Annotated in this window: 20 protein-coding genes; 2 read left to right on the top strand and 18 right to left on the bottom strand. The window is 74.3% G+C overall.

Annotation, left to right across the window (positions count from 1 at the left end; translation table 11 throughout):
- From ACZ1IK_RS09895 to ACZ1IK_RS09815, 17 genes are all read right to left on the bottom strand, one after another.
- On the bottom strand, positions 1-261 hold a 261-nt coding region (locus tag ACZ1IK_RS09895; RefSeq protein ID WP_465098485.1), incomplete at its 3' end, for a translation initiation factor IF-2 N-terminal domain-containing protein.
- 191 nt (positions 262-452) lie between these two features.
- Positions 453-752, bottom strand: coding sequence for a YlxR family protein (locus ACZ1IK_RS09890; protein ID WP_235186490.1), 300 nt, complete (start codon positions 750-752; stop codon positions 453-455).
- Positions 753-836: 84 nt separating this feature from the next.
- Positions 837-1,823, bottom strand: a complete 987-nt coding sequence (gene nusA / locus ACZ1IK_RS09885) for a transcription termination factor NusA (RefSeq protein ID WP_036314069.1) — start codon at positions 1,821-1,823, stop codon at positions 837-839.
- Position 1,824: 1 nt separating this feature from the next.
- The gene (locus ACZ1IK_RS09880; RefSeq protein WP_185194677.1) at positions 1,825-2,412 is read right to left on the bottom strand and encodes a ribosome maturation factor RimP; all 588 of its coding nucleotides are present in this window, start codon (positions 2,410-2,412) and stop codon (positions 1,825-1,827) included.
- Positions 2,413-2,542: 130 nt separating this feature from the next.
- On the bottom strand, positions 2,543-3,292 hold the full coding sequence (locus ACZ1IK_RS09875) for a sulfite exporter TauE/SafE family protein (RefSeq protein ID WP_179288550.1): 750 nt from the start codon (positions 3,290-3,292) through the stop codon (positions 2,543-2,545).
- Positions 3,293-3,335: 43 nt separating this feature from the next.
- The gene (locus ACZ1IK_RS09870) at positions 3,336-5,162 is read right to left on the bottom strand and encodes a proline--tRNA ligase (RefSeq protein WP_102708373.1); all 1,827 of its coding nucleotides are present in this window, start codon (positions 5,160-5,162) and stop codon (positions 3,336-3,338) included.
- A 121-nt stretch (positions 5,163-5,283) separates the two neighbouring features.
- On the bottom strand, positions 5,284-6,216 hold the full coding sequence (locus tag ACZ1IK_RS09865; RefSeq protein ID WP_252411548.1) for a DUF4081 domain-containing GNAT family N-acetyltransferase: 933 nt from the start codon (positions 6,214-6,216) through the stop codon (positions 5,284-5,286).
- Positions 6,191-7,375, bottom strand: a complete 1,185-nt coding sequence (gene ispG, locus ACZ1IK_RS09860) for a flavodoxin-dependent (E)-4-hydroxy-3-methylbut-2-enyl-diphosphate synthase (protein ID WP_061866731.1) — start codon at positions 7,373-7,375, stop codon at positions 6,191-6,193. Before ispG ends, ACZ1IK_RS09865 begins: the two co-directional genes overlap by 26 nt.
- 105 nt (positions 7,376-7,480) lie before the next feature.
- On the bottom strand, positions 7,481-8,848 hold the full coding sequence (locus ACZ1IK_RS09855) for a M50 family metallopeptidase (RefSeq protein ID WP_061866732.1): 1,368 nt from the start codon (positions 8,846-8,848) through the stop codon (positions 7,481-7,483).
- Positions 8,845-10,080, bottom strand: coding sequence for a 1-deoxy-D-xylulose-5-phosphate reductoisomerase (dxr, locus tag ACZ1IK_RS09850; protein ID WP_061866743.1), 1,236 nt, complete (start codon positions 10,078-10,080; stop codon positions 8,845-8,847). Before dxr ends, ACZ1IK_RS09855 begins: the two co-directional genes overlap by 4 nt.
- A 139-nt stretch (positions 10,081-10,219) precedes the next feature.
- On the bottom strand, positions 10,220-11,842 hold the full coding sequence (locus tag ACZ1IK_RS09845) for a solute symporter family protein (RefSeq protein ID WP_041104224.1): 1,623 nt from the start codon (positions 11,840-11,842) through the stop codon (positions 10,220-10,222).
- Complete coding sequence (locus ACZ1IK_RS09840) at positions 11,839-12,213, bottom strand: DUF485 domain-containing protein (protein ID WP_041104222.1); 375 nt, start codon at positions 12,211-12,213, stop codon at positions 11,839-11,841. The genes ACZ1IK_RS09845 and ACZ1IK_RS09840 overlap by 4 nt, the downstream gene beginning before the upstream one ends.
- Before the next feature lie 202 nt (positions 12,214-12,415).
- Positions 12,416-13,294 (bottom strand): HpcH/HpaI aldolase/citrate lyase family protein, encoded by an 879-nt coding sequence (locus tag ACZ1IK_RS09835; protein ID WP_044658614.1) that lies wholly within the window; start codon positions 13,292-13,294, stop codon positions 12,416-12,418.
- Positions 13,291-13,821 carry a MaoC family dehydratase gene (locus tag ACZ1IK_RS09830; RefSeq protein WP_002855019.1) on the bottom strand — a complete coding sequence of 177 codons (531 nt, stop codon included), beginning with the start codon at positions 13,819-13,821 and terminating at the stop codon, positions 13,291-13,293. Before ACZ1IK_RS09830 ends, ACZ1IK_RS09835 begins: the two co-directional genes overlap by 4 nt.
- 1 nt (position 13,822) lies before the next feature.
- On the bottom strand, positions 13,823-15,010 hold the full coding sequence (locus ACZ1IK_RS09825) for an acyl-CoA dehydrogenase family protein (RefSeq protein WP_113913942.1): 1,188 nt from the start codon (positions 15,008-15,010) through the stop codon (positions 13,823-13,825).
- 15 nt (positions 15,011-15,025) lie between these two features.
- The gene (locus tag ACZ1IK_RS09820; protein WP_144825495.1) at positions 15,026-17,167 is read right to left on the bottom strand and encodes an acetyl/propionyl/methylcrotonyl-CoA carboxylase subunit alpha; all 2,142 of its coding nucleotides are present in this window, start codon (positions 17,165-17,167) and stop codon (positions 15,026-15,028) included.
- Between the two features lie 7 nt (positions 17,168-17,174).
- Positions 17,175-18,791 (bottom strand): carboxyl transferase domain-containing protein, encoded by a 1,617-nt coding sequence (locus ACZ1IK_RS09815; RefSeq protein WP_098093290.1) that lies wholly within the window; start codon positions 18,789-18,791, stop codon positions 17,175-17,177.
- 113 nt (positions 18,792-18,904) lie between these two features.
- On the opposite strand from ACZ1IK_RS09815, the gene ACZ1IK_RS09810 reads away from it, so the two are divergent.
- Entirely contained in the window at positions 18,905-19,552 is a 648-nt protein-coding gene (locus ACZ1IK_RS09810; protein WP_144825494.1) for a TetR/AcrR family transcriptional regulator, read from the top strand.
- Positions 19,553-19,656: 104 nt separating this feature from the next.
- A complete protein-coding gene (locus ACZ1IK_RS09805; protein ID WP_051995227.1) occupies positions 19,657-20,130 on the top strand; it encodes a GNAT family N-acetyltransferase in 474 nt (157 codons plus the stop codon).
- A gap of 98 nt (positions 20,131-20,228) precedes the next feature.
- On the opposite strand, the gene ACZ1IK_RS09800 is transcribed toward ACZ1IK_RS09805, so the two are convergent.
- Positions 20,229-21,172, bottom strand: a 944-nt coding sequence (locus ACZ1IK_RS09800; RefSeq protein ID WP_465098484.1) for a dihydrolipoamide acetyltransferase family protein, incomplete at its 5' end; no start/stop codon positions are given.

Raw genomic sequence — 21,172 nt, 5'->3', positions numbered from 1 at the left:
CGTGGGGGCCGCGGCGCGCGGCGACGGGGCGGCCGCCGGCTTCGGCGCGGCGGAACGGCCCGGGGCGGCGGGCGTGGAACCGGGCTTGGCGGCGGACTTGCCGGCACCCGGGTAGGCGTTGCGCAGCTTCTTGACCACCGGGGGCTCGATGGTGGACGAAGCCGAGCTGACGAACTCGCCGAGGTCCTTGAGCGTGCTCAAGGCCTCCTTCGAGGTGATGCCGAGCTCCTTGGCGAGCTCATGGACGCGGACCTTGGCCACGGTTCTCCTGTTCTGGCCCCACGGGCCGGAACGGAGCCGCTCGGGCTGTCCGTCTCAGCGCGTCCTGGGACCGTTGACGTTGCTCCAGGCCGTCGCGCGCGCCACCAGGGCACGCGCACCACGGCCTGCCTGATAGCAGGGGGTGAAGTTCATCGCTGGGCACTCATGCTTCAGTGCTCATCGGGTACGCATCAGATCTCTGACCCGCCTTCATCTGTCGGTCTGTCAGCCGGTGCCTCCGCGGTGCGGCCCAGCGCGTCGGCGTCGACGGCGGACCGGAAGGCCCGCCCGAACGCGCGGCGGCGCAGGGCGAGGTGGAGGCAGTCCTCGCCGGGATGCAGCCACGCACCCCGGCCGGGACGGCGTCGTTCCGGGTCCCAGACGACGGATGGGGGTTCCGTCGAGGAGTCCAGGGCGACGCGCACCAGCTCTTGCCGGTCCGCCCTCGATCGGCATCCGATGCAGGTGCGCACGACCGTCCGAGACGTCATGCGTTCACCCCTCACGGGCGTCGGATCGAGAAAGGACCTCATCCATCCTAGCGCGTCCGGGCCCGGATCTGTTCCCGGGGACGGTCAGCGTCCCGGGGCGGAGGTGGTGACCCCGTCGCCGACGATGTCGATCCGCCAGCCCGTGAGCTTGGCCGCGAGGCGGGCGTTCTGGCCCTCCTTGCCGATGGCCAGGGACAGCTGGTACTCCGGCACCACGGCGCGGGCCGAGTGCTGGTCCGCGTCGAGGATCTCCACCGAGACGGTCGTGGCGGGCGAGAGGGCGTTGGCGATCATCGCGGCGGGGTCGTCCACGTGGTCGACGATGTCGATCTTCTCGTCGTTGAGCTCCGTCATGACGGCGCGCACGCGGCTGCCCATCTCCCCGATGGAGGCGCCCTTGGCGTTCACCCCGGGGCGGGTGGCGCGCACGGCCATCTTGGTGCGGTGGCCGGCCTCGCGGGCCAGCGCCGTGATCTCGACCGAGCCGTCCGCGATCTCCGGGACCTCGAGCTCGAAGAGCTTGCGCACGAGGCCGGGGTGCGAGCGGGACACCGTGACGGACGGGCCCTTGGCGCCGCGCGTCGCGGAGACCACGTAGGCGCGGATCCGGCGGCCGTGGGCGTAGTCCTCGCCGGGCACCTGCTCGGGCGGCGGGAGGACGGCCTCGAGGGTGCCGAGGTTCACCTGGACCATGTGGCGGTTCAGGCCCTGCTGGATGACGCCGGAGACGAGCTCGCCCTCCTTGTCCTTGAACTCGCCGAGGACCTTGTCGTCGTCCTCCTCGCGCATGCGCTGGATCATCACCTGGCGCGCCGTGGAGGCGGCCACCCGGCCGAAGCCGTTCGGGGTGTCGTCGAACTCGCCGATGGGCGTGTCGTCCTCGTCCAGCTCCGTGGCCCACACGGTGACGTGGCCGGTCGCGCGGTCGATCTCCACGCGGGCGCGCTTCAGGGCCCCCGGGGTGCGGTGGTACGCCATGAGCAGGGCCTGCTCGATGGTGGGGATGAGGCGGTCCATCGGGATCTCCCGCTCCGCCTCCAGCATGCGCAGCGCGCTCATGTCGATGTCCAACTCATGCCTCCGTGTGCTCGGCCGTGTCCTCGCCCGCGGCGGCGTCGGCGTCGCCGGCCTGCTGAGCGGGGCTCCACTCTACCTGCACGATCGCCGGACCGAGGCGGTCGAGGGCGACCCGCTCGGCGGGCAGCTCCTTGGCCTTCATGCCCTTCTTCGCGGGCGGGCGCACCACGGCCAGCTCGACGTCGTCGTCCGTCACGTCCTTCAGGCGGGCGGTCACGGGCGCGGCGCCGTCGATCGAGACCTCGACGAGACGGCCGACGTTGCGGGCGAAGTGGCGGGGCTCGGTGAGCGGGCGGTCCACGCCCGCGGTGGTGACCTCCAGCAGGTACTCCCCCGCGCCGACGCCGGGCACGTGGTCGCCCAGGGCGTCGAGGGCGGCGGAGACCCGGCCGGAGAGGCGGGCGACGTCGTCCAGGCTCAGGCCCTGGGTGCCCGAGGCGCGGTCGAGGACCACCTCGACGGTGCGGTGCTCGGCGGCGCCCGTGGCGCGCACCTGCTCCACCACCACGTCGTCGGCCGCCAGGGCCTCCTCGACGCGGGTGCGCAGCTCGGCGAGGTCGTCGCGGCGGTCGGTGCTGTCCATGGGGTGCCTCACTCGTCGGGTCGGGGCCGCCGCGCCACGCGGGCGGAGGCCGGGGTCGGGATCCGGGGCCGAGCCTACCGGCGGCCCACGGCGGGGCCGAGTGCTCCCGACCGGGTCGGACGGGGCGGGCTCAGCGCAGCAGCGGGGCGAGGGTGTCCGCGCCGACCTTGACGATGAGCGCGGCCACCACCATGAGGTAGACCACGCGGATGAAGCCGGTGCCGCGGGCGATCGCCATGCGGGCCCCCACGTAGCCGCCCACGAGGTTGGCCGCGCCGAGCAGCAGCCCCAGGCCCAGCACCGCGTGCCCCGAGGGCACGAAGTACGCGAGCGCGCCGAGGTTGGTCGCGAGGTTGACCACCTTCGCCTGTGCCGAGGCGTGCAGGAAGTCGAACTTGAGCAGCAGCACCAGCCCCAGGATGAGGAACGTGCCCGTGCCGGGGCCGAGGACGCCGTCGTAGAAGCCCACCGCCGCGCCGAGCGCCACGGCCCGGGCCAGCGCGGTGCTCCGCCGCGGTCCCACGCCGGCGACCTGTCCGAGGCCCGGGCGCACGGCCGTGAACACGGCGACGGCGATCAGCGCCACCAGGATCACGGGCCGGATCACGCCGGCCGGCAGATGCGCGGCGACCACGGCCCCGCCCAGGGCCGCCGCGAAGGCGACGGCGGCCATCGGCAGTGCGGTGGACAGGTCCTGCCGCAGGCGCCGCCGGTAGGTGAGCGCCGACGTCGCCGTGCCGAACACCGAGCCGAGCTTGTTGGTGGCCAACGCCTGGATCGGGCTCAGCCCGGGCACGAGCAGCAGGGCCGGCAGCTGCAGGAGCCCGCCCCCGCCCACGACGGCGTCGATCCAGCCCGCCGCGAAGCCCGCGGCGAGCACGAGGACGAGCAGTCCGGCGGTCAGCTCGACGGCGCCGAACCACTCAGCGCCCGTGGCGCACCTCCGCGAGCACCGCCGCGACGGCCCCGTCCACGGGCACGGGGCGCGCCTCACCGGTGGCCCGGTCCTTGAGCTCGAGCTCACCGTCGGCCAGGCCGCGGCCGATCACCACGGTGGTGGGCACGCCGATGAGCTCGGCGTCCTTGAACTTCACGCCGGGGCTGACCTTCGGACGGTCGTCCACGAGCACGGTCAGGCCCTCGGCCTCGAGGCCCGCGGCGAGGGTCTCGGCGGCGGCGAGGCCGTCCTCGCCCTTCGTGGCGACGACGACGTGCACGTCCGCCGGGGCCACCGCGCGCGGCCACGCCAGGCCCTTGTCGTCGTGGTAGCGCTCGGCGATCGCGGCGACGGCGCGCGTGATGCCGATGCCGTAGGAGCCCATGGTCACCACGACCTGCTTGCCGTGGACGTCGAGGACCTTCAGGTCGAGGGCCTCGGCGTACTTGCGGCCGAGCTGGAAGATGTGGCCCATCTCCATGCCGCGGCGGGTGTGCAGCGGGCCGGAGCCGTCGGGGGCCTGGTCGCCCTCGCGCACCGCGGTGGCCTCGAGCACGCCGTCCCACATGAAGTCGCGGCCGGCCACGAGGCCGAACACGTGGCGCTGGTCCGCGTTCGCGCCGGTGATCCACGCGGTGCCGGGGGCGATGCGCGGGTCCACGAAGAAGGGCAGGCCCGAGACGGAGCCCTCCGCGCCGAGCACCGGGGTGCCCTCGACCGCATCGGCCGCCGCGGGGCCGATGTAGCCCTTGACCAGGGCGGGGTGCGCGGCCAGGTCCGCGGCGGTCGCGGCCTCGAGCGTGGGCTCGCCGACCACGCCGAGCGCCGGGCCCACGGAGGCCTCGAGACGCTTGAGGTCCACCTCACGGTCGCCGGGCACGCCCACGACGAACGGGCGACGCTCACCGCCGTCCACCACCGCGGTGACCACGACGCACTTGAGCGTGTCCGCGGCGGTCCACGGCTCGCCGTCGCGCGGGGCCAGCCGGTTGGCGACGTCCACGAGCGCGGCGATGGTGGTGGAGACCGGGGTGTCCTTGACCTCGGCGGCGGGCAGGGCCGCCATGGCCGCCTCGTCCAGCGGGGCGGGGGCCACTGTGGTGACGGCCTCGACGTTGGCGCGGTAGCCGCCGTCTGACTCGACGAAGGTGTCCTCGCCCACCTCGGTGGGGTGCAGGAACTCCTCGGAGCGGGAGCCGCCCATCGCACCGGAGGTGGCCCGCACCGGCACGACCTCGAGGCCGAGACGGTCGAAGATCCGCAGGTAGGCGGCCCGATGGGCCTCGTACGCGGCGTCCAGGCCGGCGTCGTCCACCGTGAAGGAGTAGGAGTCCTTCATGATGAACTCGCGCCCGCGCAGCAGGCCGGCGCGCGGGCGGGCCTCGTCCCGGTACTTGGTCTGGATCTGGTACAGGTACGCGGGCAGGTCCTTGTACGAGGAGTACAGGTCCTTCACCAGGAGCGTGAACATCTCCTCGTGCGTGGGGGCCAGGAGGTAGTCGTTGCCCCGGCGGTCCTGCAGGCGGAACAGCCCGTCGCCGTACTCCTCCCAGCGGCCCGTGGCCTCGTAGGGCTCCCGCGGCAGCAGCGCCGGGAAGTGCACCTCCTGGGCGCCGATCGCGTCCATCTCCTCGCGCACGATCCGCTCCACCTTGGCCAGCACCTTCAGGCCCAGCGGCAGCCACGAGTAGATGCCCGGGGCCGCGCGACGGATGTAGCCGGCACGGACGAGGAGCCTGTGGCTCGCCACCTCGGCCTCCGCCGGGTCGTCGCGCAGGGTGCGCAGGAACAGGGTGGACATGCGCAGGGGCATGACGGGGCCTCCTCGGACGGGCTCGCGCGGTCGGGGGCGGCGCGCGGGACGGGACGACGCCGGCACGGGGGTGCCCGGCGTCCTGACCGCCGATCCTATCGCCCGGGCAGGGTCCGCCGGGTCAGTACAGGACGGTCGCGAACGTGCCGCGCCGCTCGAACCCCACGCGCTCGTACGTGCGCAGCGCGGGGGTGTTGTACGCATTGACGTAGAGGCTCACCACGGGCGCCTGGAGGCGCACGTAGTCCACGACGGCGGCCATCGCCGACGCCGCCAGCCCTCGGCCCCGCGCGGCGGGGGCCATCCACACGCCCTGGATCTGGGCGCACCGGGAGGAGAGCAGCCCGATGTCCGCCTTGAAGCGCAGCGGGCCGCCCGCGTCGCGCGGGCCCGGGTCGATGAAGACGCGCCCGGCCTGGATCAGCCGCTCGACGCGGTCCCGGTACTGGGCCGCGCCGCCGGCGAACGGGGAGAAGCCGAGCTCCTCCTCGAACATCGCCGCGCTGGCCGGCAGGACGCGCGCGAAGTCGCGTGGCTGCGCCTGCACCACGGACGGGTTCGGGTCGATCCCCCCGGCCGTGCCCAGCACGAGCAGCGGCTGGTCGGGGCGCACGGACCGGGACCGGTGGCCCGCGGCGGCGAGGGCCTGACCGGCGGCCAGCACGGGACCGGCCGGGCCGTAGATCGACCCGTACCGGCGGCGCAGCGCGGCGGCCGCCGCGCCGAGCGCCTCCGCGTCGCCCGGCGCCCATCCCGCGTCCGGGGCCTCGGACGCGGCGACCGGCACCACGTTCGAGCCGATCCAGACGGCCGCGCGCAGCCTCCCGGCGCCCGGGGCGTCGTCGTCGATCCCGAGGAACAGGGTGCCCGCCGCTCCCCCGCGCGGGCCGGCCAGGCGGCCCGCCTCGAGCAGGGAGTCCACGAACACGTTGGACACGGGGGCACGGGCGGACAGGGCCGCGAGCGCGGCGGTGTCCGCGTCGGTCAGCAGGCGGACGCGGTCAGCCGTGGCAGCCCGGACCTCCCGGTCAGTGGACGGAGACCACCGGGGCACCGGCGGCAGCCTGGTCACCGCCGTCCTCCCCCAGGTCCATCTCACCGGCGATCCGGTTGGCCTCCTCGATGAGGGTCTCCACGATCTGATCCTCGGGCACGGTGCGGATGACCTCGCCCTTGACGAAGATCTGGCCCTTGCCGTTGCCGGAGGCGACGCCGAGGTCGGCCTCGCGGGCCTCGCCCGGCCCGTTGACGACGCAGCCCATGACGGCCACCCGCAGCGGGACCTCGAGGTCCTGGAGGCCCTCGGTGACCTGCTCGGCCAGCGTGTACACGTCCACCTGGGCTCGGCCGCACGAGGGGCAGGAGACGATCTCGAGCTTGCGCTCGCGCAGGTTCAGGGACTGCAGGATCTGCAGGCCCACCTTGACCTCCTCGACCGGCGGCGCGGAGAGGGAGACGCGGATGGTGTCGCCGATGCCCTGGCCGAGCAGGTAGCCGAAGGCGGTAGCGGACTTGATGGTGCCCTGGAAGGCCGGGCCGGCCTCGGTGACCCCGAGGTGCAGCGGCCAGTCACCCTGCTCGGCGAGCAGCTCGTAGGCGCGGGCCATGATCACCGGGTCGTTGTGCTTGACGGAGATCTTGAAGTCCTTGAAGCCGTGCTCCTCGAAGAGGGAGGCCTCCCAGACGGCGGACTCGACGAGGGCCTCCGGGGTGGCCTTGCCGTACTTCTGCAGCAGGCGCGGGTCCAGGGAGCCGGCGTTGACGCCGATGCGGAGGGAGGTGCCGTGGTCCGAGGCGGCCTGCGCGATCTCCTTGACCTTGTCGTCGAACTTCTTGATGTTGCCCGGGTTCACGCGCACGGCGCCGCAGCCGGCCTCGATCGCCGCGAACACGTACTTCGGCTGGAAGTGGATGTCCGCGATCACGGGGATGGTGGACTGCTGGGCGATGACCTTGAGGGCCTCGGCGTCCTTGTCCGTGGGGCAGGCCACGCGGACGATGTCGCAGCCGGCGGCCGTGAGCTCGGCGATCTGCTGCAGGGTCGCGCCGATGTCGTGCGTCTTGGTGGTGGTCATCGACTGCACCGAGACGGGGTGCTGCGAGCCGACGCCCACCGAGCCCACCTGGATCTGCCGGGTGGTGCGGCGCGGGGCCAGCACGGGCGGCGGGGCGGACGGCATTCCAAGGCTGACGGGCACGGGGGCGCTCCTCATGGGTTCTCGGGGTCGACGGCGCGGGGCCGCCGGGTTCTCCGGTCCATCCTAGGCGCGCGGGCGCCCCGGGGCGCGGGGCGACCGCCCACGGCGAACGGGCCGGGCTCAGAACAGCCGGACCGGCTCCACGATGTCCGCCACGATCAGGATGACGCCCATGAGCAGCATCGCCGCGCCCACCGCGTAGGTCAGCGGCAGCATGCGGGCCAGGTCGAACGGCCCCGGGTCCGGGCGGCCCGTGATCCGGGCCCAGCCGCGGCGCACCGCCTCCCACAGGGCGCCGGCCACGTGGCCGCCGTCGAGCGGGAGCAGCGGGATGAGGTTGAACACCATGAGCGCCACGTTCACGCCCGCCAGCAGGGACAGCAGCAGGGCGGCCTTGTCCGTCAGCGTGGCCTCCTCGAGCGCCGCCGCCTCCCCGGCGATCCGGCCGACTCCCACCACGGACATCGGGCCGTCCGGGTCGCGCTCGGCCGGGGTCACCACGGCGACGGCGGTGTCCCACAGCCGCTGCGGCAGCACGAGGACGACGTCGACGACGCCCCGCACCTGCTGGGCCACGAGCGGGCCGGCGTCGAGCGGGGTGCCGCGGACCGTCTCGAGCTGCGCGCCCATGCCGATGAACCCGACCTCGTGGGTCGCCACGGTCCCGTCCGGGGCCCGCTCGGGCCGGCCCAGCGCGTCCGTCACGGGCCGTTCCGTCAGGCGCGGGGTCAGGGTGGCGCTCATCCGCTCGCCGTCGCGCTCCCACTCGATCCGGGTGGGCTGTCCGGCGCGGTCCCGGATCGCGGCGGAGAGGGCGTCCCAGTCGGAGACCGGCCGCCCGTCGAAGGCGAGCACGGTGTCGCCGGGGCGCAGTCCCGCCTCGTGGGCGGGCGCGGCGGGATCGCCCGGGCGGCAGTCCTCTGTCCCGCCGGAGGCGGCGCGGGCCTGCTGCTCCTGCATCGTGACCACGCACCGGTAGACCTCGGCGACGGTGGTGCTGGGCTGCGAGGTGCCCACCGTGGTGACCAGCAGGGCGGTGGCGCCCAGCGCGATGAGCAGGTTCATGAACGGCCCGCCGAGCATGATCACCACCCGCTTCCACACCGGCAGGGCGAGGAAGCGGCGGTGCTCGTCGCCGGGGCGGACCTCCTCGGCGGCCTGGGCCCGCGCGTCGTCGGCCATGCGGCCCAGCTGCTGGACGAAGCCCGTGGACGCCGCGCGGGGCGTCTGCCCGGGCCGCGGCGGGGGCAGCATCCCGATCATCGCGACGTAGCCGCCCAGCGGCACGGCCTTGAACCCGTACTCCGTCTCGCCGCGGCGCCACGAGACGAGCGTCGGGCCGAAGCCGATCATGTACTGCGTGACGCGCACGCCGAAGAGCTTGGCCGGGACGAGGTGGCCGATCTCGTGCAGGGCGATCGAGACCGCCAGGCCCAGCGCGACCGCGAGGACGCCCGCGACGTACCAGAGGATCTCCACGACGGTCACCAGCGGGCCCGCGCCGCACGGCGCGCCCAGGCCTCGGCGGCGAGCACGGCATCCACGGTGAGCCCCGTCGGCGCGGGGTCGTGGCCGGCCGCGGCGAGCACGTGCTCGGGGGCATAGTCGGCGACGACGGCGCGGACCGTGTCCACGATCCCGTCGAAGGGCAGGGCGCCGGCGTGGAAGGCGTCCACGGACTCCTCGTTGGCGGCGTTGAACACGGCCATGTGGGTGGGCGAGGCGGCCGCCGCCTCCTTCGCGGCCCGTACCGCGGGGAAGGCCTCCTCGTCGAGGGGCTCGAACGTCCAGGTGGCCGCCCGCGTCCAGTCGCAGGCCGGGGCCGCGCCCGGGAGACGGCGCGGCCAGCACAGCCCCAGGGCGATGGGCAGGCGCATGTCCGGCGGGGAGGCCTGGGCGAGCGTGGACCCGTCGACGAACTCGACCATCGAGTGGACCACGGACTGCGGGTGGACCACGACGTCGATCCGGTCCAGGGGCACGTCGAACAGCAGGTGGGCCTCGATCACCTCGAGGGCCTTGTTCACGAGGGAGGCGGAGTTGGTGGTGACGACGCGGCCCATGTCCCACGTGGGGTGGGCGAGGGCCTGGGCGGGCGTGACGGCGTGCAGGGCGGCGCGGTCCAGGCCGCGGAACGGCCCGCCCGAGGCCGTGAGCACGAGGCGGCGGACCTCGTCCGCCGTGCCCCCGCGCAGCGCCTGCGCGAGCGCGGAGTGCTCGGAGTCCACCGGCACGAGCTGGCCCGGCGCCGCGGCCGCCTTCACGAGGGCCCCGCCGACGATGAGCGACTCCTTGTTGGCCAGGGCCAGGCGGTGGCCGGCGTGCAGGGCGGCGAGGGTGGGCCGCAGGCCGATCGAGCCCGTGATCCCGTTGAGCACGGTGTCGGCGCCGGGCCACGCGGCGATCTGCTCGGCGGCGCACGGGCCGGTGAACAGCACGGGTCGGGGGGACGGGCGCCCGAGGCGGGCGGCGGCGTCGGCGAGGGCGGCGCGCAGCTCCTCCTCCCCCGCCGCGGCGGAGCCCACCGCCTCGACCTCGAAGCGCACGGCCTGCTCGGCCAGCAGGGTCGTGTTCGCCCCGCCCGCGAGCGCGACGGCCCGGAGCCGGGCGGGGTCCTGGGCGATCACGTCGAGGCCCTGGGTGCCGATCGAGCCCGTGGAGCCGATCAGGGCGACGGCGCGCGGGGCGCCGTCGTCGTCCGCCGGGGCGGGGGCGGGCAGCGTGTAGTCGGTGAGGGATCCGTGCGTCACCCCGCCATGATGCCAGTCGGGCCTGGACACGGACGGGGGGCCGGCCGGACGGACGCCGCACCCCGACGTCCCGCCCCGCCGGCCCCCGTGGGACCGGGTCAGCCGCGGATCAGTGCTGCACCGGCTTCTCGGCGCCGATGCCGGTGAGGGAGCGGACCTCCATCTCGGCCTGCTTGTCGGGGTCCTCGGCGCGCGACGAGGTCACCGAGCCGAGCCAGCCGAGGAAGAAGGCCAGCGGGATGGAGACGATGCCCGGGTTCTTCAGCGGGAACACCGCGAAGTCCGCGCCCGGGATCATCGAGGTCGGCGTCCCGGACATCACCGGGGACAGGACGATCAGGATGATCGCGGAGAGCAGTCCGCCGTACATCGACCACACCGCGCCGCGGGTGGTGAAGCGCCGCCAGAACAGGGAGTAGAGGATGGTCGGCAGGTTCGCCGAGGCCGCCACCGCGAAGGCGAGCGCCACGAGGAACGCCACGTTCTGGCCCTGGGCGGCGATGCCGCCGACGATCGCCAGGACGCCGATCACCACCACGGTGATCTTGCCGATCCGCACCTCCTCCTGCGGGGTGAGCGGGTGCTTGGCGATCACGGAGCCGTACACGTCGTGGGCGAAGGACGCCGCCGCCGTGATGGCCAGGCCCGCGACCACCGCGAGGATGGTGGCGAACGCGACCGCCGAGATCAGGCCCAGCAGGATGGAGCCGCCGAGCTCGAACGCCAGCAGCGGGGCCGCGGAGTTCTGCCCGCCGGGCGCGGCCAGGATGCGCTCGGGGCCGATCAGCGCGCCGGCGCCGTAGCCCAGCACGAGGGTGAACAGGTAGAACGCGCCGATGAGGACGATGGCCCACACCACGGACTTGCGCGCCTCCTTGGCGGTGGGCACCGTGTAGAACCGCATGAGCACGTGCGGCAGGCCGGCGGTGCCGAGCACGAGCGCGATGCCCAGGGACACGAAGTCGAGGCGGGTCAGCGCGCTGGCGCCGTACTGCAGGCCCGGCTCGAGGATCGCCTCGCCCTTCGGGTTCATCTCGACGGCGGCCCCCAGCATGGCGTTGAAGTCGAAGCCGAACAGGGCCAGTGACCACACGGTCATGATCCCCGCGCCGGCGATCAGCAGGATCGCCTTGATGATCTGCACGTAGGTGGTGCCCTTCATGCCGCCGATCAGCACGTAGACGATCATCAGCACGCCCACGATCACGATCACGAGGGCCTGGCCGGCCCGGTCGTTGATGTTCAGCAGCAGGGACACCAGGCCGCCGGCGCCGGCCATCTGGGCCAGGAGGTAGAAGAGGCAGACGGCCATGGTGCCGAAGGCGGCGGCGATGCGCACGGGACGCTGCTGCAGGCGGAAGGACAGCACGTCCGCCATGGTGAACTTGCCGGTGTTGCGCAGCAGCTCGGCCACCAGCAGCAGGGCCACGAGCCACGCCACGAGGAAGCCGATCGAGTAGAGGAAGCCGTCGTAGCCGTAGAGGGCGATCGCGCCCACGATGCCCAGGAACGAGGCCGCGGAGAGGTAGTCACCCGCGATGGCCGTGCCGTTCTGGGTGCCGGAGAAGCCGCGGCCGCCGGCGTAGTAGTCGGCCGAGGACGCGTTCGTCTTGGACGCGCGGATCACGATCACGAGGGTGACCACCACGAAGGCGACGAAGATGCCGATGTTCACGGCGGGGTTGCCGACCGTCTGCGGGGCGGCCTGGAGCAGGGGGGTGAGCGCGCTCATCGCGTGGCCTCCGGGTTCTCGTGGGCGCCGGCGGCCTCGCGCTCGAGGCGCTCACGCAGCGCGGTGGCGCGGGGGTCCAGGGTCCGGTTGGAGAAACGGACGTAGGCGAAGGTGATCAGGAACGTGGTGACGAACTGGAGCAGGCCGAGGATCAGGCCGAGGGTGATGTTGCCGCCGAGGCGGATCGCCATGAACTCGGGGAAGAACGCGCCGACGATCACGAACACCAGGTACCAGACGAAGAACGCCACGGTCATGGGGAAGGCGAAGGATCGGTGGGTGCGCCGGAGCTCGATGAACTCCTCGGACTGCTGCGCGGCGCGGAACTGCGCGGCCGTGGGGACCGGCGCCGTGGGCTCGCTGGATGACATGGGCCCTCCGGGGGTGCGTAGGACGGATCAGTGTGAGACAGATCACTGTGATGACAACCACACTCTGGCGGGCGGAGGGGTGCGCCGTCAAGCGCGCCCCGGGGCCGTGCGCCCGTGTGACAGCCCCGGGGCGCAGCCGTGCGGACGCGGACGCGCCCCGACGGCACGGGGCCGCCGGGGCGCGGAGCCGCCGAGGAGCCGGTCAGGCGCTCGCCGGCCGGGGCGCGTCCGCGCGGCGCAGGACCGCGCGGGCCTGGGCGAGGACCACCTCGTCGACCATCGCCCCGTCCAGCTCGAAGGCCCCGTGTCGGCCCTCGGCCGCGGCGAGGACGCGCCGGGCGCGCTCGACGGCCTCCGGGGCGGGCGTGTAGGCGGAGCGCACGACGGGCACCTGGCGCGGGTGCAGGCACACGGTCGCGGTGCAGCCCAGGGCGACGGCGTCCTCGGCCTCGGCGGCCAGCCCGGCCTCGTCGCCGAGGTCCAGGTGGACGGCGTCCCATGCGGCCGCGCCGTGGGCGGCCGCCGCCAGCAGCACCGTCGCGCGGGCGTGCTGGACCACGGAGCGGTAGGCGCCCTCGGGGGTGCGGGAGGAGCTGCCGCCCATCGACGCCACGAGGTCCTCGGCGCCCCACATCAGCGCACCCACGTGCGGGTGGGCGGCCAGGTCGGCGGCGGCGAGGATCCCGGCCGCGGTCTCGCACAGGGCGACGACGCGGGTCTGCGGTCCGAGGGCGGCGACGACCCCGTCCACCTGCGCGGCGGACTCGGCCTTGGCGAGCATGAGCGTGCGCCAGCCCGTCCCGGCGAGCATGGCCAGGTCGGCGTCGTGGTCCGCGGTGCCCGCGGGGTTCACGCGGACCACCACGCGGTCCTCGTCCAGCGGGCCGCCGTCGACCCCGCCCGTCGCCCGCCCCGCCCAGGCCGCCGCGACGGCGTCCCGCGCGGTGGGCCGGGCGTCCGGGGTGACGGCGTCCTCGAGGTCGAGGATCACCGCGTCCGCGCGCTCGAGCGCCGTGGCGTACCGCTCGGGGCGGTCCGCCGGGGTGAACATGACGGCCGGTCCGAGGGTCAGCGCGCTCATGCCCGCTCCCCCGTGCCTGCGGCGTCGGCGGCCTTCGCCTTGGCCTCCGCGTGCGCCTGCGCGGTCCACATCAGACAGGTGCGCTGGGCGCGGACGACGACGTCGCCGTGCTGGTTCTCCCCCGTCATCGCGAACGTGACGATCCGCTGCCCCGGCCGCGAGGAGGACTCGCGGATCGCGGTGACCTCGGAGCGCCCGTAGAGCGTGTCCCCGTGGAAGACCGGCTTCGGGAACGCGATCTCCCCCAGGCCGAGCTGGGCCACGAGCGTGCCCTGCGTGGTCTGCCCGACGGCGAGGCCCACCAGGGTGGACAGCGTCAGCATCGAGTTGACCAGTGGCCGGCCGAACGGCTGGGCCGCCGCGTACGCGTGGTCCAGGTGCAGGGCCTGCGGGTTCATGGTGAGGGTGGTGAACAGGACGTTGTCCGCCTCGGTGAGCGTGCGGCCGGGCCGGTGCAGGTAGACCTGACCGACCGCCAGCTCGTCCGCGTAGCGGCCCCGCTGCTCGATCTCGACGCGCTCCGTCACGTCAGAGGCCCAGCTCGCGGGCGATCAGCATGAGCTGCACCTCGGTGGTGCCCTCGCCGACCTCGAGGATCTTGGAGTCGCGGTAGTGACGGGCCACGAGGGTCTCGTTCATGAAGCCGTAGCCGCCGAACACCTGGGTGGCGTCCCGGGCGTTGTCCATGGCGGCCTCGCCGGCGATCAGCTTGGCCATGGCGGCCTCGGTCTTGAACGGCTTGCCGGCCAGCATCTTCTGGGCGGCCTCGTAGTAGGCCAGGCGGGCGGCGTGCGCGCGGGCCTGCATGCGGGCGATCTTGAAGGACACGGCCTGGAACTGCCCGATCTTCTGGCCGAACGAGGTCCGCTGCTTGGCGTAGGCGACCGACTCGTCCACGCAGCCCTGGGCCGCGCCGGTGGCCAGGGCCGCGATGGCGATACGGCCCTCGTCGAGGATCTCGAGGAAGTGGGCGAAGCCGCGGCCGCGGGCGCCCAGCAGGTTCTCCTCCGGCACGCGCGCGTCCGTGAGGTGCAGGGCGTGGGTGTCCGAGGAGTTCCAGCCGACCTTGTCGTAGGCCTTGGCCACGGAGAAGCCCTCGGTGCCGGCGGGCACGAGGATTGTGGAGATCTCCTTGGCGGGGCGGCCGTCGTGGCCGGTCCTGCCCTCCACGGTGCCGGTCACGGCGGTGACGGTGACGAGCGAGGTGATGTCCGTGCCGGAGTTGGTGATGAACTCCTTGGCGCCGTTGATGCGCCACTGGCCGTCCTCGAGCGCGGCGGTGGTCTGGGTGCCGCCGGCGTCGGAGCCCGCGCCCGGCTCGGTGAGGCCGAAGCCGGCCAGGTGCGTGCCGGCCACGAGGTCCGGCAGCCAGCGCTGCTTCTGCTCCTCGGTGCCGAACTTCAGCAGCGGCATGGCGCCCAGGGAGACGCCGGCCTCGAGGGTGATGGCCACGGACTGGTTGACGCGGCCGAGCTGCTCGAGGGCCAGGGCCAGGGCGAAGTAGTCGCCGCCCATGCCGCCGTACTCCTCGGGGAACGGCAGGCCGAACAGGCCCATCTCGCCCATCTGGGCCACGATCTCGTACGGGAACTCGTGCTGGGCGTCCAGCTCGGCGGAGACCGGGGCCACGACCTCGTCGGCGAACTCGCGGACGGTGTCGGAGAGGACCTGGTAGTCCTCCTCGAGGGCGGGCAGGGTGCGGTGCTTGGTGCTCATGGTCCTCTCCTGTTCTCAGGCGTTCTCTGCGGGTGCTGCGTGCTCGGTGGGCTCGACGACGGCGATCAACGCCTGCGCGGCCACGGCGTCGCCCTCGGCGACGTGGACGGTCACGACGCCGGCGACGGCGGCCGTGACGGGGTGCTCCATCTTCATGGCCTCGACCACCGCCAGCTCCTGGCCCGCGGCCACGGTGTCCCCGGTGGCCACGGACACGGCGACGACGGTGCCCGGCATGGGCGTGCGGGCCTCGGGGGACGCTGCGCCGGCCGGGGCACGGCGCGCGGCCGCGGCCGCGCGGGCGGCCTCGACCACCTCGGCCCGGGTGAGGCGGCGGACCTGCCACGCGGCGCCGTCGCGGTGCAGCCACGCCGAGCGCGGGTCCCGCGGGTCACCGGCCAGGAGGTTGACGCCCGCCAGGGCTCCGGCGTCCTCGTCCACCTCGGCGTCGGCGGCGGGGGCGGTGAGGATGCGGTCCTCGTCCCCGACCCGCACGCGCATCCCGGGCTGCGGGGCGCCCGCGCCGCGCCAGCCGTCCGCCCGGGCCCACGCGGTGCCGGCCGCGCGCTGCTCGGCGGCGGCCGCGTCCTCGGACACGTCGGCCAGGGCCTCGGCCGCGAGGGCGGCGAGGTCCTCGGGCAGCGCGGGGGCGGTCCACGCCTCGAGGCCGTCGATCAGCTCGGTGGTGAGCCGGCCGGTCCGCACATCCGTGCGGGCGGCGAGCTCGCGCAGCCAGCCCAGGTTGGAGCGGACGCCGAACAGCACGGTGTCCGCGAGCGCGGCGTCGAGCCGCTCGAGGGCCTCGGCGCGGTCGGCGCCACGGGTGATGAGCTTGGCGATCATCGGGTCGTAGAAGCCGGTGATCTCGGGCTGTGCGCCGTCGACGTCCACGGGGTCCACGGCGCCGACGGCGGTGGCGGGCCGCGCCTGCGGCCCGGAGCCGAACGCGCGCTCCTCGGACGGCCGGGAGGGCAGCAGGAGCGTGTCGACGCGGACGCCCTCGCCGGCGGGCTCGCGCCAGCGCAGCACCGGCCCGGTGGAGGGCAGGAAGCCGTTCGCGGGGTCCTCCGCGTAGACGCGGGCCTCGACGGCGGCGCCGTCGAGGCTCACGTCCGCCTGGGCGAAGCCGAGCGGCTCCCCCGCCGCGATGCGCAGCTGCAGCTCCACGAAGTCCAGGCGTTGTCCGCGCACCCGGACGACCTCCTCGGAGACCGGGTGCTCCACCTGCAGGCGGGTGTTCATCTCCATGAAGTAGAACTCGTCCGGGTTCTCGTCCGAGACGAGGAACTCGACGGTGCCGGCGCCGCGGTAGCCCACGGACACGGCCGCGTCCACGGCGGCCCGGCCCAGGCGCTCGCGGAGCTCGGCCCCGTGCGCCAGCCCGGTCAGCAGGGGCGCGGGGGCCTCCTCGATCACCTTCTGGTGGCGGCGCTGCAGGGAGCACTCGCGCTCACCCAGGTGCACGGTGGCGCCGTGGGCGTCCGCGAACACCTGCACCTCGATGTGCCGGGGCGCGGTGATGAGCCGCTCGAGCAGCAGGGTGTCGTCGCCGAACGCCGAGCGCGCCGTGCGCCGGGCCGAGGCGAGGGCGCCGGGCAGCTCCTCGGCGGCGCGCACGGCCACCATGCCCTTGCCGCCGCCTCCCGCGGAGGGCTTGATCAGCAGCGGGAAGCCGACGTGCTCGGCCTCGGTCGTGATCTGCTCGTCGGTGAGCGTGGGGTCCTGGATGCCGGGGACCACCGGCACGTCGTACGCGGCCACGGTCTCCTTCGCCCGGATCTTGTCCGCCATCGCGTCGAGCGAGCCCACGGGAGGGCCCACGAACACGATGCCGGCCGCCTCCAGCGCGCGGGCGAAGTCGGCGTTCTCGGACAGGAAGCCGTAGCCGGGGTGCACGGCCTGGGCGCCGGTGCGGCGCGCGGCGTCGACGACGGCGTCGATGTCCAGGTAGGACTCGCGGGCCGGAGCCGGGCCGAGGCGGACCGCCGTGTCCGCCTCCCGGACGTGCCGCGCGTCGGCGTCGGCGTCGGAGTGCACGGCCACCGAGCGGATGCCGAGGCGGCGCAGGGTGCGGATGACGCGCACGGCGATCTCGCCGCGGTTGGCCACCAGCACGGTGTCGAACAGGGGCGTCCCCTGGGCGTGGTTCTCGGTCACGGGTGCCTCACATGCGGAACAGGCCGAACCGGGAGTCCGGCAGCGGGGAACGGGAGATGACGTCGAGGGCCAGGGAGAGCACCCGGCGGGTCTGGCCGGGGGTGATCACTCCGTCGTCCCAGAGGCGGGCGGTGGAGTACAGGGGGCTGCCCTGGTCCTCGTACTGCCGGCGGACCGGCGCCTGGAAGGCCTCGACCTCCTCGGGGGACATCGGCTCCTCCCCCGCGGCGGCCCGCTGGTCCTGCTTGATCTGCGTGAGCACGGAGGAGGCCTGCGGGCCGCCCATCACGGAGATGCGCGCGTTCGGCCACATCCACAGGAAGCGGGGTGAGTAGGCGCGGCCGCACATCGCGTAGTTGCCGGCGCCGAACGAGCCGCCGATCACCACGGTCAGCTTGGGCACGCGGGCGGTCGCGACGGCGGTGACCATCTTGGCGCCGTCGCGCGCGATGCCGCCGGCCTCCGCGTCCCGACCCACCATGAAGCCGGAGATGTTCTGCAGGAACAGCAGCGGGATGCCGCGCTGGTCGCACAGTTCGATGAAGTGCGCGCCCTTGCGGGCGGAGTCTCCGAACAGGATGCCGTTGTTGGCGAGGACGCCCACGGGGTGGCCGTCGATCCGCGCGAACGCGGTGACCAGGGTGGTGCCGTGGAGGGGCTTGAACTCGTGGACGGAGCCGCCGTCCACGAGGCGGTCGATCACCTCGCGCACGTCGTAGGGGGTGTTCACGTCCACGGGCACGACGCTGGTCAGTTCGGCCGGGTCCTTGGCGGGCTCCGCGGCGGGGGCGACCTCCCAGGCCGGCGCCTCGGCCGGGGGCAGGGTGGCCACGATGTCCCGGAGGATCTGCATGGCGTGCAGGTCGTCGTCCGCCAGGTGGTCCGCGACGCCGGAGCGCTCGGCGTGCAGCCGGCCGCCGCCGAGGTCCTCGGGCGAGACGTCCTCCCCGATCGCGGCCTTCACGAGCGGGGGGCCGCCGAGGAAGATGGTGCCCTGCTCGCGCACGATCACGGTCTCGTCCGACATGGCCGGCACGTACGCGCCGCCCGCCGTGGAGGAGCCGCACACCGCGGCCAGCTGCGGGATGCGCTGCGAGGAGAGCAGCGCCTGGTTCCGGAAGATGCGGCCGAAGTGCTCGCGGTCCGGGAAGACCTCGTCCTGGCGGGGCAGGAACGCGCCGCCGGAGTCCACGAGGTAGATGCACGGCAGGCGGTTCTCCAGGGCGATCTCCTGGGCCCGCAGGTGCTTCTTCACCGTCATGGGGTAGTAGGTGCCGCCCTTCACGGTGGCGTCGTTGCCCACCACCATCACGAGGCGGCCGTGGACCAGGCCGATGCCCGCCACGACGCCGGCGGCGGGGCTGTCCCCGCCGTACAGGCCGTGCGCGGCCAGCGCGCCGACCTCGAGGAAGGGCGAGCCCTCGTCGAGCAGCGCGTCGATGCGGTCCCGCACCAGCAGCTTGCCGCGGCCGGTGTGGCGCTCGCGCGAGCGCTCGGGCCCGCCGAGCGACGTGCGGGCGACGAGGTCGGCGAGCTCCTGCTCGAGCCGAGCGTGGCCGGCCGCGTTGCGCTCGGCCACGGTGGGCGCGGACTGCGCGGCCGGGGCCGGGGTGCTGGCGGTCATGGGACCCCCTTCAGTGAATGACGACTAACTGAACCGAGCCTCAGTGTAGTGACGATCGTCACGGACGTCGACCGGGCGCCCGGCGCGCCTCGTCTCGTCCTACAGTGGAACCCATGCCCGCCGTCGATCCCGCGTCCCCCGCCGCCCCGGCGACCCCGCCGACCGCCCGGGAGGCCGCCAAGGCCCGACGCCGGGTGGACCTGCTCGCGGCCGCGGCGCGACTGTTCGCGGCCCGGGGCTTCGACGCGGTCCGCCTCGAGGACATCGGCGCCGCCGTCGGGATCAGCGGCCCCGCCATCTACCGCCACTTCGCCGGCAAGGCCGCCGTGCTCACGGCGATCCTCGACACGGCCTCACAGGACCTGCTGGACGGCGGGCTGGCCGCCGAGGCGCAGCACGCGCCGGGGGCGGAGACCCTGCGGGCCCTCATCGGCTTCCAGGCGGACTTCGCCCTCGCCCAGCGCGACGTGATCCGTGTGCAGGACCGCGACATGTCCGCCCTGCCCGACGGCGCGCGCACGGCCATCACGCGCACCCAGCGCGCCTACATCGACGTGTGGGCGCGCCAGCTGCAGGTCGTCCACCCCCACGAGGACCAGGCCACCGCCGTGTTCCGCGCCCAGGCCGTGCTGGGCCTGCTCAACTCCACCCCCCGCTCGGTGCGGCGCACCGCGGCCGACCGCGCGGCTCGCCGCGCGACCCTCGTGGCCATGGCCTGGGCCGCGGCCACGGCCCCCGGGCCGCTGCCCGGCGGGGACTGAGCGGGCGGCACCGGCCCGGCGGGCCGGCGTCGTGCCCGGTGATACGGTGGCCGGTACCCGCGACGGCGGACGCCGTCGAACCCCGCCCCGAGAGGTCCACCGCCGTGCTTCTTCGTGACGTCCGACCCGAGGATCTGGACGAGTTCTTCCTCCACCAGCAGGACGAGCAGGCCAACCTGATGTCCGCCTTCGCCCCCCGCAACCCCCGGGACCGCGGTGTCTTCGACTACCACTGGGCCCACCTGCTCGGGGACGAGGACACCGTCGTGCGGACCATCGAGCACGAGGGCCGCGCCGTGGGTGCGCTCGTGTGCACCCAGCAGGACGGCGTGGGCGAGCTGTCCTTCTGGACCGCGCAGGACTACTGGGGCCTGGGCCTGACGACCGCGGCCGTGGACCGGTTCCTGGAGGAGCACACCGCCCGCCCGCTGCGGGCGCACGTCCCCGAGGACAATGTGGGCTCCGTGAAGGTGCTCTCCCGCCGCGGCTTCGAGACCGTCGGCGAGGAGAAGGTCTTCTCCAACGCCCGTGCCGAGGTCATCACCGAGCTCGTGATGGAGCTGCCCGCCGCCGACTGAGCGCGGCCCACGCCGTGCCGGCGGCCGCACCGGCCTGCCACGACGACGGCCCCGCCTCCCGGTGCCCGGGTGGCGGGGCCGCGGCGCGTCCGGGGCCGTCAGACCATGGTCAGGGTCAGACCCGGGCGGCGCAGGATCGCGCCGACGTCCGCGAGGAAGCGCGAGCCCTGCTCGCCGTCCACGAAGCGGTGGTCGAACGAGAGGGACAGCGTCATGACGTCCCGCAGGGCGATCTCGCCGCGATGCTCCCACGGCATCCTCCGGACCTGGCCGATCGCGATGATCGCCCCCTCGCCCGGGTTGATGATCGGGGTGCCCGCGTCCACGCCGAACACCCCGACGTTCGTGAGCGTGAAGGTGCCGCCGGCCAGATCCGCCGGGGACAGCCGCCCCTCGCGGGCGAGGCCCGTGAGATCGCGGATGGCGTCGGCCAGCTCCCTCAGGCTCATCGCCTGGGCGTCCTTGACGTTCGGCACCATCAGCCCGCGGGGGGTGGCGGCGGCGAAGCCGAGGTTCACGAAGTTCTGCCGGACGATCGTCCCGGCGGCCTCGTCCCACCGGGCGTTGACGTCCGGGGTGCGCTCCATCGCCACGAGGCACGCCTTGGCGGCGAGCGTCATGGGCGTGAGCTTGACGTCCCGGAACTCGCGGGAGGCCTTGAGCTCGGCGAGCAGCTCCATGGTCTCGGTGACGTCCACCTGCAGGAACTCGGTCACGTGCGGGGCGGTGAACGCGGACTGCACCATGGCCGCCGCGGTCGCCCTGCGCACGCCCTTGACCGGCACGGCCTCGGTGCGCGGGCGGCCGCCCAGGGTGCGGACGCCCCCGGTCGAGCCCGACTCGGCGTCGGACTGCGGCGGCGTCGCCGCGGCCGCGGGCTGCCCGCCCCCGGCCAGGAACGCCTCGACGTCCGCGCGGGTGATGACCCCGCCCACACCCGTGCCGGTGACCTGCTCCAGATCCACGCCCGCGCGGCGCGCGTACAGGCGCACGGGCGGAGTGCACCGGGGTCGCTCGCCCGACGCCGCGCCCCGCACCGCCT

The organism is Micrococcus sp. CS26 (genome assembly GCF_055522295.1).
Note: the sequence above shows the minus strand (reverse complement) of the source record. Positions and strands in the feature narration are given on the sequence as shown.

Bases quoted from the DNA above. Each gene is read 5' to 3' on its own strand.
- ACZ1IK_RS09890 (WP_235186490.1), bottom strand. From the start codon at position 752: ATGACGTCTCGGACGGTCGTGCGCACCTGCATCGGATGCCGATCGAGG.
- ACZ1IK_RS09880 (WP_185194677.1), bottom strand. From the start codon at position 2,412: ATGGACAGCACCGACCGCCGCGACGACCTCGCCGAGCTGCGCACCCGC.
- ACZ1IK_RS09870 (WP_102708373.1), bottom strand. From the start codon at position 5,162: ATGCCCCTGCGCATGTCCACCCTGTTCCTGCGCACCCTGCGCGACGAC.
- ispG (WP_061866731.1), bottom strand. From the start codon at position 7,375: ATGAGGAGCGCCCCCGTGCCCGTCAGCCTTGGAATGCCGTCCGCCCCG.
- ACZ1IK_RS09845 (WP_041104224.1), bottom strand. From the start codon at position 11,842: ATGAGCGCGCTCACCCCCCTGCTCCAGGCCGCCCCGCAGACGGTCGGC.
- ACZ1IK_RS09840 (WP_041104222.1), bottom strand. From the start codon at position 12,213: ATGTCATCCAGCGAGCCCACGGCGCCGGTCCCCACGGCCGCGCAGTTC.
- ACZ1IK_RS09835 (WP_044658614.1), bottom strand. From the start codon at position 13,294: ATGAGCGCGCTGACCCTCGGACCGGCCGTCATGTTCACCCCGGCGGAC.
- ACZ1IK_RS09825 (WP_113913942.1), bottom strand. From the start codon at position 15,010: ATGAGCACCAAGCACCGCACCCTGCCCGCCCTCGAGGAGGACTACCAG.
- ACZ1IK_RS09815 (WP_098093290.1), bottom strand. From the start codon at position 18,791: ATGACCGCCAGCACCCCGGCCCCGGCCGCGCAGTCCGCGCCCACCGTG.
- ACZ1IK_RS09810 (WP_144825494.1), top strand. From the start codon at position 18,905: ATGCCCGCCGTCGATCCCGCGTCCCCCGCCGCCCCGGCGACCCCGCCG.